This window comes from Dyadobacter fermentans DSM 18053, from assembly GCF_000023125.1.
Classification (GTDB): domain Bacteria; phylum Bacteroidota; class Bacteroidia; order Cytophagales; family Spirosomataceae; genus Dyadobacter; species Dyadobacter fermentans.
This window is the reverse complement of the sequence record NC_013037.1, coordinates 3,988,000-4,002,500: the sequence shown is the minus strand read 5'-3', so window position 1 is coordinate 4,002,500 and position 14,501 is coordinate 3,988,000. Positions and strand designations below refer to the sequence as shown.

The 14,501-nt window shown below is 50.8% G+C and carries 12 protein-coding genes and 2 rRNA genes (1 of these 14 running past the window's edge); 8 read left to right on the top strand and 6 right to left on the bottom strand.

Translation table 11 applies throughout. From position 1 onward, the window contains the following. Both DFER_RS16170 and rrf read left to right on the top strand, forming a co-directional pair. A 23S ribosomal RNA gene (locus DFER_RS16170) occupies nt 1-1,605 on the top strand; it begins 1,213 nt to the left of the window's first position. An 80-nt stretch (nt 1,606-1,685) separates the two neighbouring features. Continuing rightward, nucleotides 1,686-1,797: ribosomal RNA gene (gene rrf / locus DFER_RS16165) — 5S ribosomal RNA — on the top strand. A gap of 78 nt (nt 1,798-1,875) precedes the next feature. Here rrf and DFER_RS16160 read toward each other — a convergent pair. Beyond that, entirely contained in the window at nt 1,876-2,898 is a 1,023-nt protein-coding gene (locus tag DFER_RS16160) for a LacI family DNA-binding transcriptional regulator (RefSeq protein WP_015812723.1), read from the bottom strand. A gap of 151 nt (nt 2,899-3,049) precedes the next feature. Between DFER_RS16160 and DFER_RS16155 the strand changes: the two genes are divergently transcribed. The 4 genes from DFER_RS16155 (at nt 3,050) to DFER_RS16140 (ending at nt 7,754) form a co-directional block, all read left to right on the top strand. Further along, complete coding sequence (locus DFER_RS16155) at nt 3,050-4,453, top strand: Gfo/Idh/MocA family protein (RefSeq protein WP_015812722.1); 1,404 nt, start codon at nt 3,050-3,052, stop codon at nt 4,451-4,453. 6 nt (nt 4,454-4,459) lie between these two features. Further along, nucleotides 4,460-5,233: a glucosamine-6-phosphate deaminase gene (locus DFER_RS16150; protein WP_015812721.1), complete on the top strand. Its 774-nt coding sequence runs from the start codon at nt 4,460-4,462 to the stop codon at nt 5,231-5,233. A 66-nt stretch (nt 5,234-5,299) separates the two neighbouring features. Further along, complete coding sequence (locus DFER_RS16145) at nt 5,300-6,442, top strand: acyltransferase family protein (RefSeq protein WP_015812720.1); 1,143 nt, start codon at nt 5,300-5,302, stop codon at nt 6,440-6,442. Between the two features lie 4 nt (nt 6,443-6,446). Further along, a complete protein-coding gene (locus DFER_RS16140) occupies nt 6,447-7,754 on the top strand; it encodes a dienelactone hydrolase family protein (protein ID WP_015812719.1) in 1,308 nt (435 codons plus the stop codon). Here DFER_RS16140 and DFER_RS16135 read toward each other — a convergent pair. The 3 genes from DFER_RS16135 to accC all read right to left on the bottom strand — a co-directional run bounded on the left by DFER_RS16135 (nt 7,738) and on the right by accC (nt 11,323). Next, nucleotides 7,738-8,418, bottom strand: a complete 681-nt coding sequence (locus tag DFER_RS16135) for a 2-C-methyl-D-erythritol 4-phosphate cytidylyltransferase (RefSeq protein WP_015812718.1) — start codon at nt 8,416-8,418, stop codon at nt 7,738-7,740. The two genes, DFER_RS16140 and DFER_RS16135, sit on opposite strands and share 17 nt — an antisense overlap. Nucleotides 8,419-8,503: 85 nt before the next feature. After that, nucleotides 8,504-9,553: a tRNA preQ1(34) S-adenosylmethionine ribosyltransferase-isomerase QueA gene (gene queA / locus DFER_RS16130; RefSeq protein WP_015812717.1), complete on the bottom strand. Its 1,050-nt coding sequence runs from the start codon at nt 9,551-9,553 to the stop codon at nt 8,504-8,506. 264 nt (nt 9,554-9,817) lie between these two features. Continuing rightward, a complete protein-coding gene (accC, locus tag DFER_RS16125; RefSeq protein WP_015812716.1) occupies nt 9,818-11,323 on the bottom strand; it encodes an acetyl-CoA carboxylase biotin carboxylase subunit in 1,506 nt (501 codons plus the stop codon). A 299-nt stretch (nt 11,324-11,622) separates the two neighbouring features. Here accC and DFER_RS16120 point away from each other — a divergent pair, with 299 nt between their 5' ends. Beyond that, nucleotides 11,623-12,894, top strand: a complete 1,272-nt coding sequence (locus tag DFER_RS16120; protein ID WP_041735206.1) for an aminotransferase class I/II-fold pyridoxal phosphate-dependent enzyme — start codon at nt 11,623-11,625, stop codon at nt 12,892-12,894. Nucleotides 12,895-13,153: 259 nt separating this feature from the next. Then, nucleotides 13,154-13,336 carry a BF3379 family histone-like protein gene (locus DFER_RS16115; protein ID WP_015812714.1) on the top strand — a complete coding sequence of 61 codons (183 nt, stop codon included), beginning with the start codon at nt 13,154-13,156 and terminating at the stop codon, nt 13,334-13,336. Nucleotides 13,337-13,393: 57 nt separating this feature from the next. Here DFER_RS16115 and DFER_RS16110 read toward each other — a convergent pair whose 3' ends face one another. Both DFER_RS16110 and hpf read right to left on the bottom strand, forming a co-directional pair. Next, on the bottom strand, nt 13,394-13,807 hold the full coding sequence (locus DFER_RS16110; RefSeq protein WP_015812713.1) for a MaoC family dehydratase: 414 nt from the start codon (nt 13,805-13,807) through the stop codon (nt 13,394-13,396). An 89-nt stretch (nt 13,808-13,896) separates the two neighbouring features. Next, nucleotides 13,897-14,274, bottom strand: coding sequence for a ribosome hibernation-promoting factor, HPF/YfiA family (hpf, locus tag DFER_RS16105; protein WP_015812712.1), 378 nt, complete (start codon nt 14,272-14,274; stop codon nt 13,897-13,899). Between the last annotated feature and the right edge of the window lie 227 nt (nt 14,275-14,501).

Below are 14,501 nucleotides of genomic sequence, written 5' to 3'. Positions count from 1 at the left end.
AGCATTCTCACAGGGGCGAAGGTGCAGCGTGAGCTGTGCTGGACTGGTGAGAAAAGCAAATGTAGGCATAAGTAACGATAATGCGGATGAGAAATCCGCACACCGAAAGACTAAGGATTCCTCCGCTATGCTAATCAACGGAGGGTTAGGCGGGGCCTAAGGGATAGCCGACAGGCGACCCCCGATGGACAGCAGGTTAATATTCCTGCCCCTGCATGCAGTGTGAAAAAGTGACGGAGCGACGTGGGTGGTACGTACTGACGGAATAGTGCGTTGAGCGGAGCCTACGGGCGATGCGAACCATCGAAGACGCTTCCAAGAAAAGCTTTTGAAACTCCAGCTGTATGCAGCCCGTACCGTAAACCGACACAGGTAGTCGAGAAGAATATTCTAAGGTGCTCGAGTGAATCACGGCTAAGGAACTCGGCAAATTAACCCTGTAACTTCGGGAGAAGGGGAGCCTCCTCGCAAGAGAGGCCGCAGAGAAATGGCCCAGGCGACTGTTTAGCAAAAACACAGGGCTCTGCCAAATCGAAAGATGACGTATAGGGCCTGACACCTGCCCGGTGCTGGAAGGTTAAGAGGGGATGTTACCGCAAGGGAAGCATTGAATCGAAGCCCCAGTAAACGGCGGCCGTAACTATAACGGTCCTAAGGTAGCGAAATTCCTTGTCGGGTAAGTTCCGACCTGCACGAATGGTGTAACGATCTGGGCACTGTCTCGGCCGTGAGCTCGGTGAAATTGTAGTAGCGGTGAAGATGCCGCTTACCCGCCACGGGACGGAAAGACCCCGTGCACCTTTACTATAGCTTTGCATTGTTTTCGGGTCAGGGATGTGTAGGATAGGTGGGAGGCTGTGATTGGGCGTCGCCAGGCGTTCAGGAGCCAACGTTGAAATACCACCCTTCGCTGGCCTGGGATCTAACTTGACTGCGTCAAGGACCGTGCATGGTGGGTAGTTTGACTGGGGTGGTCGCCTCCAAAAGTGTAACGGAGGCTTCCAAAGGTCTGCTCAACACGCTTGGTAACCGTGTGTGGAGTGCAATAGTACAAGCAGGCTTGACTGCGAGACCGACGGGTCGAGCAGGTGGGAAACCAGGGTATAGTGATCCGGTGGTTCTGTATGGAAGGGCCATCGCTCAAAGGATAAAAGGTACGCCGGGGATAACAGGCTGATCTCCCCCAAGAGCTCACATCGACGGGGAGGTTTGGCACCTCGATGTCGGCTCGTCACATCCTGGGGCTGGAGAAGGTCCCAAGGGTTCGGCTGTTCGCCGATTAAAGTGGCACGCGAGCTGGGTTCAGAACGTCGTGAGACAGTTCGGTCCCTATCTGTGGTGGGCGTAGGAAGATTGACGGGGGCTGACCTTAGTACGAGAGGACCGGGTTGGACCCACCGCTGGTGAGCCGGTTGTTACGCCAGTAGCATGGCCGGGTAGCTATGTGGGGAATAGATAAGCGCTGAAAGCATCTAAGTGCGAAACTAGCCCGAAGATGAATCTTCCACATAAGGGTCGTTGTAGACTACGACGTTGATAGGCTGCAGGTACACGTGTCGAAATACACTCAGCTGAGCAGTACTAATTACCCAACAGCTTGCACATTTAATCTTTATCCTTCATCTCTTCTACTTCCAATATGACATGAAAATCAATGACTGGTTCATTGATAACTCAAAGAGCTTGTTGGTGACTATTGGACTGGTGTTCACCTCTTCCCATCCCGAACAGAGAAGTTAAGCCCAGTTCCGCCGATGATACTTGGATCAAACCTGGTAAAGTAGGTAGTCGCCACAATTATTAAAAGCAAAAGCATCCTCATAAGGGATGCTTTTTTGCGTTTTGGCCATCTGCCGTTCAAGACTCGATAAGCACTCACGTCGGTTTGCCGCCTCTGCTCGTAGATTCACGCACGATCAATTCCGTGGGCAGCGATATTTTCTGCGTTGGATAACTTTGTTTCTGAATGTGTTTAATGAGGACTTCGCAGCTTTTTCGGCCGATTTCGTAGGCGGGTTCGGCGATTGTGGATAGTGACGGGGATATGATCCTGGACGTTGGGTCGTTTGTGAAACCTATTACACCTACTTCTTCGCCTACCCGGATATCATGCTCGCGCAGCCAGAGAATGGCGCCGATCCCTTTGCGGTCGTTGACAGAAAACAGGGCGTCGGGCTGGTGTTCGTTTTTAAATAGTTCTTCCACATCCTGACGGCCGTTTTCATCGCTGAAACCCGAATGGATGACGCCGAAGGATTCGAGATTGTGCTTTTTCAAAGTGTCTAGGTATCCTTGCAGTCGTTGCTGGGTCAGGTCCAGGCCGCAGGGGCCGGCGAGGTGGGCTATTTTGGAATAGCCCTGTGAAATAAGATGCTCGGTAGCCATGCAGGCGCCCGTATAATCGTCCTGAACGACTACCGACGTTGTAACGGACTCGGGCACGCGATCGAAAAAAACCAGGGGTATGTCCGCTTCAACCAGCTCTTCAAAATGACTGAAATCGGTCGTTTCATAAGTGATGCACGCCAGCAGGCCGTCGACGCTGCTCAGCGAGAGTTCACGTACCACTTTATTCTCCCAATAGGCCGAATCGTTGGTCAGATACAACATGACCTGGTAGTTCTGCTCCAACGCATATTCCTGAATACCCGTGATCACTGTTGAAAAATAGTAGTTGGTGATCGCCGGAATGATCACCGCGATTTTGTGTGTGCCGCTTCTGACCAGCCCCGTTGCATTGAAATTGGGCCGGTAATTCATTTTCGCCGCGGTATCGAGCACCAGTTTACGCGTTTCGGCGCTTACATCGTACGTGTCCCGCATCGCGCGCGAGACGGTCGCAACCGATATACCGAGTGCTTTGGCAATGTCTTTAATCGTGGTTATTCTTTTTGTCATTATACTAACCCCCGCCAGGCAGGGAATGATATTCTGGTTTCGATAACGTTCTCGCTACTATTTAAAGTAAATATCTGGAATGCCGCTATAAAACATTGTAAAATTGTACGATTGCAAATGTTTTTTTGGATTGTATACTGACCCAATGCCTATGAAAAAGCGGGATTTTTTAAAAATAGCCGGGCTGGGCACGCTCGGAATGGCCGGTGCCAATGCCGCCATCGCGGATACGCCGGGCCTCGTTGTGCCGCGCGACCGCAAACAGATTTTCAATATGAGCGGCTTTGCAGCCCCCAAGATCGACGTTGTGCGTATAGGCTACATCGGCATGGGTAATCGCGGCGGCGGGGCCATCAAACGCATTGTACACCTTAAAAACGTGCAGGTAAAGGGTGTTGCAGATATTTTGCCGGATAAAGCCAACAATGCAAAGAAAATGCTGACCGATGCGGGGCATTCGCCCGACGCTTACTCAGGTTCGCCCGATGCGTGGAAGAAGCTTTGCGAGCGCGACGACATCGACCTGATCTACATTTGCACCCCGTGGAACCTGCATACGCCGATGGCGTTGTACGCGATGGAGCACGGCAAGCATGTGGCAACGGAGATTCCAGCCGCAACGACCGTGGAAGATTGCTGGAAGCTCGTTGAAACATCCGAACGCACCAAGAAGCATTGCATGATGCTCGAAAACTGCTGCTACGACTTTTTTGAACTACTCACCCTAAATATGTCCCGCCAAGGCTTTTTCGGGGAGATTGTGCACGTGGAAGGCGCCTACATCCATGATATTTTCGAATCATTATTTCAAAAAGACAAGCGGTTTGACCTCTGGCGCTTGAAGGAAAACCAGCGGAATGGAAACCTGTATCCGATGCATGGACTTGGGCCGGTAGCTCAGGTGCTCGATATTAATAGGGGTGATAAAATGGATTACCTGGTGTCGATGAGCAGCAATGACTACATGCTGCAAGCGAAGGCGAATGAGCTGGCGGCCAAGGATGCCGATTTCAAGCGGTTTGCGGGGAAGTCGTACCGGGGTAATATGAACACGACCACGATCAAAACGAATAAGGGCAAAACGATTATGCTGCAACACGACGTTTCGACGCCGCGGCCCTATTCGCGGTTGCATTTGATCAGCGGCACCAAAGCGGCTGCGCAGAAATACCCGTTGCCGGAAGACGGCACGCAAGGCCGTATTTCGAGCGGGCATGAATGGATTAAGCCCGAAGAATACAAGAAGCTCGAACAGCAATACCAGCCGGAAATCGTGAAGAAGGTGGGTGAGCTGGCCAAAAAGGTCGGCGGCCACGGCGGGATGGATTTCATGATGGACTGGCGGCTGATCGACTGTCTGCGGAATGGGCTGCCGCTCGATCAGGACGTATACGACGCCGCGTCATGGAGCGTGATCTCGCCGCTCACAGAGTGGTCCGTCGCGAACAGGTCCAATTCAATTGATATTCCCGACTTCACAAACGGTTCCTGGAAGAAAAATAAGCCCGTCGACATTGCATTGAAAGAGGGCGGTAATACGGAGGTTAAATCATAAAAGAGCATGAAAGTTATTATTTCGGAGACAAAAGAGGAGCTGGGACAAAGTGCAGGCGCTTACGCGGCTATGATCATCAGGGATACGATAGCGAGTCAGGGATTTGCGAATGTGATCCTCGCCACTGGCACCAGCCAGTTCGAAACATTGAACCAATTAATCGAAGAGAAGGACATCGACTGGTCGAAGGTGACTATGTTCCATTTGGATGAGTATATCGGCCTGCCGGTTACGCATCCGGCCAGCTTCCGCAAATATCTGGCTGAGCGATTCCTGTCCCGCGTGCCGCCGTTGCGCGCTTCTTACCTGATCAACGGAGAAGGTGATCTGGAAAAAGAACTGCAATACCTGGCTGACCAAATCAGCGAGCATCCGGTCGACGTCGCATTGGTGGGCATCGGTGAAAACGGGCACCTCGCGTTCAATGATCCGCCGGCGGATTTCAATACAGAGTCGCCTTACCTGGTTGTGAACCTCGACGAGCCCTGCCGCCTGCAACAAATGGGCGAAGGTTGGTTCGGATCGCTGGAAGAAGTGCCGTTGCAGGCCATCAGCATGTCGGTAAGGCAGATTATGAAGTCGGCGCACGTCATTTGCTCGGTTCCTGATGAACGGAAGGCAGTGGCCGTGCGGAATAGCCTCGAAAACGAGGTAAGTAATGCATTCCCGGCTAGCATTTTGCAGCTTCACCCGGACTGCACCTTTTTCCTCGATAAAGCTTCTGCACGGCTGCTGACAGAAACAGAAGTGGCCGGACAAGATCCCGGCGCTCGCAAATAAGGATGCCGGCTACGGGTAAAAATCCGTAGTACAGCACCTTCTATTCCAAATAGTTATCCTAAACCTATGGAAGCACCGTCTGTTGTCGTTAAAAAGGAAGTAAGGCCGTCCAGCTCCCCCGGGCGGCTCGCGTCGATCGATGCGTTGCGAGGATTCGATATGCTGATGATCGCGGGCGGCGGGCAGTTTATTGCCACGCTTGGCGGTAAAACGGGCATTTCGTTTATCGACGCCGTGGCGGCGCAGTTTGAACATCCCGCATGGAATGGCTTTACTTTTTATGATTTTATATTTCCCCTGTTCCTGTTTTTAGCCGGTACTTCGCTGGCATTCAGCGTCACGGGTGGATTAGCGAAAGGCATTCCGCCATCGGTGATCCGAAATAAGGTGTTCAAACGAATGCTGATCCTGATCGCGCTCGGCATACTCGATAAGAATGCGCCGATGGACATTTTCGATCCCGCGCACATTCGCTATGGAAGCGTGCTCGGGCGAATCGGGCTTGCCACGTTCATTTCGGCGATTCTGTACATGAAGTTCGGAACGAACCAGCGTTTGTACATCGGCGTGGGCATTCTCGTCGCTTATTATCTGACCTTGATATTGGTGCCTGTGCCTGGCTTCGGCTCCGGAGATCTCACATTCGAAGGAAATCTGGTCGGCTGGATTGACCGCAATTTTATGCCTGGCATTTTGAAGCAGGGCACTTATGATGAATTGGCATTGCTTACGCAATTTCCGGCATTATGCCTTACACTTTTCGGTACGGTGGCTGGTGATGTGCTGCTGAGAGAAAACCGCGGGAATTCTAAAATTGGAAAGCTTTTGTTATTTGCGTCCACAGGCATTTCGATCGGGATACTCTGGAATTTTGCATTTCCGATTAACAAACACCTGTGGTCCAGCTCATTCATCATGCTTACTTCGGGAATGGCATTCGCGATGCTGGCGCTGTTTTACTGGATCATTGATGTGAAAGGTTTTCAGAAATGGGCGTTCTTCTTCCGGGTGATCGGGCTGAACTCGCTTGTCATTTATCTGGCGGTGCGCTTTGTGGATTTTAACGAGTCGTCGCGGCTGCTTTTCGCGGGCATTTACAAGCATGCGCCCGAAAACTGGCATGAGGTGTACAATGCATTGGGTGGTTTCGTGCTGGTTTGGCTGTTTCTCTACTTTTTATACCGTCACAAAATATTTGTAAAAGTCTAGCCCTATGAAAACCGACGCGGACCGGACGCAGCATGATATTTCAAGAAGATCCTTTTTAAAAAACACTGCCGGTACGGTTGCATTGTCGATGGCTGGCGGCGTTTCGGCAGCCGCTGCGGCGCCGGTTTTTAATGCAGATCGTATCCAATCTCTTTCTATGGCATCAGAAAAAAGCCTTATCGGCGCCTATGGCCCCTGGGCGGCCTCATTGCTTCCTGCGCAGCCTCCCCTTTCCTTTCGAAATAAGAAATGGACGAATATCGATGCCTGGCGGAAAGAGGCTTTGGAAAAAACGAAAGAACTGGTGTCGGCTCCGGCCAAACCTGCATTGCCAAAGGTTACCGTTAAGCGGAAGTACACTTATGACGGGCTGGAAATAGAAGAACTTTCATGGCAGCTGCCCTACGGCCGGCCTACCGAGGCAGTTTTGCTCAAACCGGCCGGTGTTACCAAGCCGTTGCCGGGCATTCTTGGGCTGCACGACCATGCAGGTATGAAATATTTCGGGCTAAGGAAAATCGTGAAAACGTCAGACGACCTACACCCGATGTTGAAAGAACATCAGGACAAGGACTACGGCGGAAAAGCCTGGGCGAACGAGATCGCGAAGCAGGGCCACGTGGTGTTGGTGCACGATACCTATGCATTTGGCAGCCGCAGGGTGTTTTATGAAGATACACAAGGGCTGGACTGGGGCGCGGTGGGCACCAAAGGCAAATCGGACGCAGACCCCGAAAAGGCCGAGAACATCCGGGCTTACAATGAATGGTCGTCGGAGCACGAGCATGTGATGTCCAAATCGCTGTTTTCGGCCGGTACTACCTGGCCAGGTGTGTTTCTGACGGAAGATCAGGTGGCGCTCGATATCCTCGCCGACCGGAAAGAAGTGGATGCGAACCGCCTCGGCTGCGGCGGATTATCGGGCGGCGGTCTGCGGACGGTGTACCTGGCCGGCCTCGATACGAGGGTTAAGTGCGCCGTTTGTGTCGGTTTTATGACTACCTGGAAGGACCTGGTGTTGAACAGATCGTTTAACCACACCTGGATGACGTACACTCCGTTGCTCCCCAAATACCTCGATTTTCCAGAGATTCTGGGCCTAAGAGCTCCATTACCGACATTGGTTTTGAACAATAACCAGGACGAACTGTACACGCTTCCTGAAATGAAGCAGGCCGACACGATCCTGACGGAGGTTTTCAAAAAAGCAGGCGCGTCAGATAAATACAAAGCCAGTTTCTACGACGGGCCCCATAAGTTTGACGCCGATATGCAGAAAGAGGCCTTCGAATGGTTCAGGAAGTGGCTTTGAGATAAATTTCCGCCCAGCGGAGATCTTCCGGCGTCGTGATCTTGATATTCTCGTAAGCGCCGTCGATCAGCCTGATATGGTAGCCCCAGGCTTCGAGCACGCTCGCGCAGTCGGTGAATGACTGGTGATAGTCGGCGGCGAATGCGGCGCGCATCCAGCTCGACCGGAACGTCTGCGGCGTTTGGATCAGCCGGAACAATGTGCGATCCATAGCCTTATTTCCCTCATTCTGCCCTACAATGCGGATGGAATCTTTGAGCGGCACACTCACAACAGCGGCGCCATGCAGGGCGGCGGTTTGGAAGCTGTCGGCGATGATCTCACGCGAAATAACCGGCCTTACACCATCGTGAACGGCCAGGAGGAATTCTTCTTCCTCCACAATGCAATTCAAGCCGTTTTTGACCGAATGAAAGCGCGTTTCGCCCCCAGCCACAAGTTGGTGCGGGATAGCGAAGCTGTGTTTTTTACATAAATCTTCCCAAAAGCCGAACTGCTCCGATGGCAATACCACAATGATGCGCAGATTCGGCGAATATGCGGCGAATGCACGGATCGTATGCATGAGCACCGGCGTGCCATTTACCGCCAGGAATTGCTTCGGGATATCGCTTTTCATGCGGCTTCCGCTCCCACCGGCCACGATAATGACGTATTCTTGCATGGATTTAGTGTAAAAAAAATGGCCATTTACGGCTCAGGACGTGTGTCGCTGATCATAAATGACCATTGGATTTCAGGGTTGTATATTAAATGATCAGCATAGCATCGCCGTACGTGAAGAATTTATATTTCTCCTTAATCGCGATGTCGTACGCTTTCATTACCAGGTCGAAACCTCCGAAGGCACATGCAGCCATCAAAAGGATTGATTCCGGCAGTTGGAAATTCGATAGCAATGCATTGGCAATTTTGAAATCATAAGGAGGGAACACGAATTTGTCCGTCCAGCCTTCAACCGGTTTCAAATGGCCGCTTGCGGATACCGACGATTCGATTGCGCGCAAAGAAGTCGTTCCTACGGCGCAAATGCGTTTTTTGCCGTCGATCGCTTTGTTCACCACTTCGGCGGTGCTTTGTGTAATGCGGTAATTCTCCGAATCGGTTTTGTGTTTGGTCAGATCTTCCACGTCCACGGTACGGAACGTGCCCAGGCCTACGTGCAATGTAACAGGCGCAAAGCTAACACCTTTGATTTCAAGGCGTTTCATAATTGCCTTAGTGAAGTGCATACCCGCAGTAGGAGCGGCTACGGCACCTACGTGCTCGGCGAAGATCGTCTGGAAACGCTCGCGGTCAGCGCTTTCTACTTTGCGGCGTGATATAATTTCGGGAGGAAGCGGGGTTTCACCCAGTTCATCCACGAGTTTCATGAATGCGTCGTTGTCACCGTCGTAAAGGAAACGGATCGTGCGGCCGCGGGATGTGGTGTTGTCGATTACCTCGGCTACCAGGTCGCTGTCGCCGAAATAAAGCTTGTTACCCACGCGGATTTTACGTGCCGGATCAACCAGAACGTCCCAAAGCCGCATTTCGCGGTTCAGTTCGCGCAACAGGAAAACTTCGATTTTGGCACCGGTTTTCTCCTTTTGACCGTACAAGCGGGCGGGGAATACCTTCGTGTCGTTAATTGCCATTACATCGCCGTCATCGAAATAATTGATAACGTCGGCAAATGTTTTATGTTCAATTTCTCCCGTTTTCCGGTGAACGACCATCAGGCGGGATTCGCCGCGGTCGGAAGGATGAAGTGCGATTAAACTCTGGGGAAGATCAAACTTAAATTCGGATAGCTTCATAGCTGGATATTCTGTGAATTTCTTTGGTCGTAGATAATATCAGTAAAAGGGTAAATACCGCTTTTCTGACGGATTCCGGCACTTAATGCAACTGAATTATAACCATTATTAATCAGAAAGTATTCTCCTATGAAAGAAAATTTGGCACAAGGAATACTTGCAGCTGATTGCAAATTGGACAAAAATTTGTATAATCAGTCCTTATCTAAAATAAGAGCGCAAAAGTAGGAATTTTTTTAAAAAATTTCAATAAATCAGCCGCTTTTAATGCGCCGCGAACCGTCGCGCTCTCCATTTCGACGCATTCGCATTCACTACCTCATTCTGAACAGGTTTGCCGTCCGGCGAGGCGTTGGTGAGCGTTGCGGAAATCAACGCCGCGAGGCTTGCGGATTCATCACCGCTTTTTGTACTTAACATATCCGGAGTGAAATGCCGGGCCACAAAATTGGTATCGAAGCTGCCATTCACAAACGCCTCATGCTGCATGACGAACCGGCAGAAAGGCAGGGTGGTTTGCACGCCGGTGATCTGGTATTCGTCGATCGCCCGGATCATTTTGCGGATCGCCGTTTCGCGGTCTTCGCCGTAGGTGATCAGTTTGGCGATCATCGGGTCGTAGTAAATCGGGATTTCCATGCCTTGTTCAAAACCATCGTCCACGCGCACGCCATTGCCGTCTGGCTTCACGTACGTTTGCAGCCGGCCGATGTCCGGCAGAAATTGGTTGGTTGCATCTTCGGCATACACCCTTATTTCCACGGCATGCCCGCGGATGGACAGCTCTTCTTGCTTGATTGTCAACTCTTTCCCTTCGGCAATCAGGATCATTTCCCTGACAAGATCCACGCCGGTAATCATTTCGGTCACCGGATGTTCCACCTGCAAGCGGGTGTTCATTTCGAGGAAATAAAAGTTTTTGTCCTCGTCCATGATAAATTCCACCGTTCCGGCCCCATAGTAATGGCACGACCGCGCCACGTCTACGGCGCACCGGCCCATTTCTTCCCGGATTTTCGGCGTAATGGAAATAGACGGCGCTTCTTCCACCACCTTCTGATGCCGCCGCTGAACGGAGCATTCCCGTTCGAAAAGATGGATGATATTGCCGTGCTGGTCGCCCAAAACCTGTATTTCGACGTGCTTGGGCGATGTAATGTATTTTTCGATAAAAACGGACCCGTCGCCGAATGCCGCCTGCGCCTCGCTCACGGCCCGGTCCATCTGCTCGTCAAATTCAGCCTCGTTTTCGACGACACGCATGCCCTTCCCGCCGCCGCCGGCGCTGGCTTTAATGAGGACCGGGTAGCCAATGCTGCTGGCTATGCGTTTCGCCTCGTCGCGGTTATCGATCGCGTCTGGCGTGCCCGGTACCATGGGAATATTGTATTTGGAAGCCGCATGTTTGGCTGCCAGCTTGCTGCCCATCACCTCTATGGATTCCGGCGACGGACCAATGAAGATCAGTCCTGCATCCTTCACTTTTTGCGCAAACCCGGCATTCTCGGAAAGGAACCCGTAGCCGGGATGGATCGCATCGACGCCCAGCTCCGCACACACTTTCAAAATTTTGTCGATGTTCAGATAAGATTCCGAAGAAGGCGCCGCACCGATGCACACGGCCTCGTCGGCATAGCGCACATGCGGCGACGTGCGATCCGCCTCGCTGAACACCGCCACCGTTCTGATGTCCATTTCACGTGCTGTCCGCATTACGCGCAATGCAATCTCGCCGCGGTTGGCGATGAGGATTTTTTTGATTTGAGGCATGTAAATGACAGTGAATGGTGGATTCTAGTTTTAAAAGCATCTTAGCCGGAGCACACTACTCAATCCGTTGCAAGCTTAAACATATCACCGGGCTATAAGCTTGCCGTCGGCACACGCCGGGATTTATTTTTGGTGGGAAACTGCCCGATTTAAGCCGTGGGTAAATGCGCTAATCCCTGTACTTTACTAACTTACCAAAAGTTGCAATGACAACGGTCTTTTTGTGTTAAAGGTAAATTGATTATTTTTGCATTTATCTAACATTTAAATCATCAGTTACCCACATAAAATAAGAGAGAGTGGATATTTTCGAGAAATTGCGCAACAACTCAGGTCCGATAGGAACTCCGGCCAAAATGCTGAACAGCCATCACTACTTTTCGTTCCCGATGCTGGAAGGAGAACTTGGTCCGCGCATGAGGTTTATGGGACGGGAAGTGCTGAACTGGAGTCTCAATAATTATCTGGGCCTGGCCAACCATCCGGAAGTTCGCAAAGCGGATGCCGATGCTGCCGCCAAATGGGGCCTCGCTTATCCAATGGGCGCCAGGATGATGTCGGGGAATTCCGAGCTGCATGAAACTTTTGAAAAGGAACTGGCGCAGTTTGTCGGTAAAACAGACGCTTTTCTCCTTAATTACGGCTATCAGGGCGTTATGTCCGCGATCGAATGCCTTTGCGACCATCGCGATGTGATCGTGTACGATGCCGAATCGCACGCGTGTCTGATAGACGGTATCCGCCTGCACAAAGCTAAGCTGGGCGAATACTACAAGTTCAACCACAACGACATGGCCAGCCTTGAAAAGAACCTGATCCGCGCCACCAAACTCGCAGAAGAAAAAGGCGGCGGCGTGCTGGTAATCACCGAAGGCGTTTTTGGAATGTCGGGCAAGGTAGGCGACCTGAAAGCCATTGCAGAACTGAAAAAGAAATACAATTTCCGTCTCCTGGTGGACGATGCCCACGGATTTGGAACAATGGGGGAAACCGGTGCCGGTGTAGGCGAGCTGCTCGGTGTGCAGGACGAAATCGATCTGTACTTCTCGACGTTCGCGAAGTCGATGGCCGCTATCGGTGCATTCATCGCTTCGAATGATCCCGAGATCATTATGTTCCTTAAATACAACATGCGCTCGCAAACCTACGCGAAGGCGCTTCCGATGCCTTACGTGGAGGGCTGCCGCAAACGCCTGGAAATGGTGAAGCAAATGCCGGAACTGCGCGCGAAGCTTTGGGAGAACGTGAAAGCCATGCAGGATGGCCTTCGCAGCCGCGGCTTCAACATCGGAGAAACCGAATCGCCCGTAACGCCTGTGTTTTTGCATAGCGAAGGCGGCGTTCCGGAAGTAACCCGCATGGTGCGCGACCTGCGTGAGAATATGGGTGTCTTCTGCTCGATCGTCGTGTACCCGGTGGTGCCGAAGGGTCAGATCATGCTGCGCATCATTCCGACCGCCTCACATACGCTGGAAGACGTGGAATACACGCTGAATGCATTTACAACGCTCGCCGAAAAACTCAAGAACAGAGTGTACCAAAGCGATGCCGTACAGGAGGTCATAGAATAGTTATAAAACCGCGTTTTTTCGCAGATAGAGGGCTTTTTTCGAAGAGCCCTCTTTTTTATTACGTATAGGGCAATAAAAGTGCGTTTATGTAACTATCTGAAAGACAATGCGTTAGATTGTTTTGTGGATTTAATTGTATTATAGAAGTGTTTTTTTTTGTTTTTTGGGTTGCTTAAATGGTTTTAATTACTAAATTTCGGTCAAAACATGCGTTTTTAGCGTGTGAGAGGCATTTTTAAAACTAAAAAACAAGGAAAACATGGCAAGATTCGATGAAGTAAAAGAACTGATTCTTTCACTGGAAGGCGATTTCGATAAGTTCTATAACAAGGGTAACCAGGCAGCCGGTACACGCGTTCGCAAAGGCATGCAGGACCTTAAAACGTTGGCTCAGGATATTCGTGCAGAAGTTCAGAACAAGAAGAACGAAGGCGAAAAGTAACGAAGCACACGGAAGATTTTGGAGCCCCGGCGGATTACCGTCGGGGCTCTTCCTTTTTCAGAACTTTTCTTCGTTGATCATCGTCGCCACACCGCGAACGGTCACTTTTTTGGTAGCGGCGTCGTAAATCTCGGTCGAGATCTCGGCAATGTGTTTGGCGGGATTGATGGACACGATCTTGAATACCGCGCGGTATTCCGTATCGACAAACATCGGGCGAAGGAATTCAACCGTTTGTTTGAGGTAAATGGACCCGAAGCCCGGAAACTGCGTGCCGAGCACTTTCGTGAACACCGTAATGCCCAGCATTCCGTGAATGATCGGTTTTTTGAATTGGGTGGTAGCGGCGTATTCCGCGTCGAGATGCACGGGGTTGTTGTCGCCGGTCAGGTCGGCAAATGCCTGCACCTGCTCCTGTGTGAATTTAAAAAGATGGTCGAACGTAGCATCGACGACTGGCTCTATTTGCATAAACTGGTGAGTTACTTGAATGAACTTCAAAAATACAAAAAGAAGCCGCCTGGCGGTAGGCGGCTTCTTTTATTCGTGCGGGCTGGGGCCTATTCTTCTACATCTTCGGCCAGCAGAACCACCCCGTCATCTTCGGGAAGTCCTTCGGCTACTTTTGGCGCCCTCGCATTGTTACGCTTGTTTTTGAACTTCTTAACCTGCATTTTCAGGGTATCTATTGCTAAGTCCGTTGCTTCTTCAAATGTTGAACCCTGCTCCTTCACAAACACTGTCCCGCCAGGCACGTATAGTTTCACTTCGAGGAGTTTGGTATGTAACTTGGTATTTTCATTCTTGGCGAGCTTAAGGAATACCTCTCCACTGGTGATCCGGTCATAGAACGTATCCAGTTTGTCCAATTTTTGCTGAATGAAAGTCAGTAGTTTGGGATCGGCATCAAAGTGAATTGCTTGCATCTGCAGTCTCATAAGCACACATCATTTAGTTGTAAAACAATATTTCCAACCGCCTTCGCTGTATTTATGCCGGAGGTTTACTCATCTTCGGATAGTTATAAAAAACCTGAATTATCCGGGCTGATCTCCTGGCTAAATAGGCCTTAACGGTAGATTAAATAAAAGGAAATATTAAGTTAATGTCAAGAAATAAGCGCGGTTTTTCAGGTACATTTATTTGTACAAAATGCACCCGGAAA

Excerpts from the sequence above, each read along its gene's own strand:
- DFER_RS16160 (WP_015812723.1), bottom strand. The coding sequence starts at position 2,898 with ATGACAAAAAGAATAACCACGATTAAAGACATTGCCAAAGCACTCGGT.
- DFER_RS16155 (WP_015812722.1), top strand. The coding sequence starts at position 3,050 with ATGAAAAAGCGGGATTTTTTAAAAATAGCCGGGCTGGGCACGCTCGGA.
- DFER_RS16150 (WP_015812721.1), top strand. The coding sequence starts at position 4,460 with ATGAAAGTTATTATTTCGGAGACAAAAGAGGAGCTGGGACAAAGTGCA.
- DFER_RS16145 (WP_015812720.1), top strand. The coding sequence starts at position 5,300 with ATGGAAGCACCGTCTGTTGTCGTTAAAAAGGAAGTAAGGCCGTCCAGC.
- DFER_RS16140 (WP_015812719.1), top strand. The coding sequence starts at position 6,447 with ATGAAAACCGACGCGGACCGGACGCAGCATGATATTTCAAGAAGATCC.
- DFER_RS16135 (WP_015812718.1), bottom strand. The coding sequence starts at position 8,418 with ATGCAAGAATACGTCATTATCGTGGCCGGTGGGAGCGGAAGCCGCATG.
- queA (WP_015812717.1), bottom strand. The coding sequence starts at position 9,553 with ATGAAGCTATCCGAATTTAAGTTTGATCTTCCCCAGAGTTTAATCGCA.
- accC (WP_015812716.1), bottom strand. The coding sequence starts at position 11,323 with ATGCCTCAAATCAAAAAAATCCTCATCGCCAACCGCGGCGAGATTGCA.
- DFER_RS16115 (WP_015812714.1), top strand. The coding sequence starts at position 13,154 with ATGGCAAGATTCGATGAAGTAAAAGAACTGATTCTTTCACTGGAAGGC.
- DFER_RS16110 (WP_015812713.1), bottom strand. The coding sequence starts at position 13,807 with ATGCAAATAGAGCCAGTCGTCGATGCTACGTTCGACCATCTTTTTAAA.
- hpf (WP_015812712.1), bottom strand. The coding sequence starts at position 14,274 with ATGAGACTGCAGATGCAAGCAATTCACTTTGATGCCGATCCCAAACTA.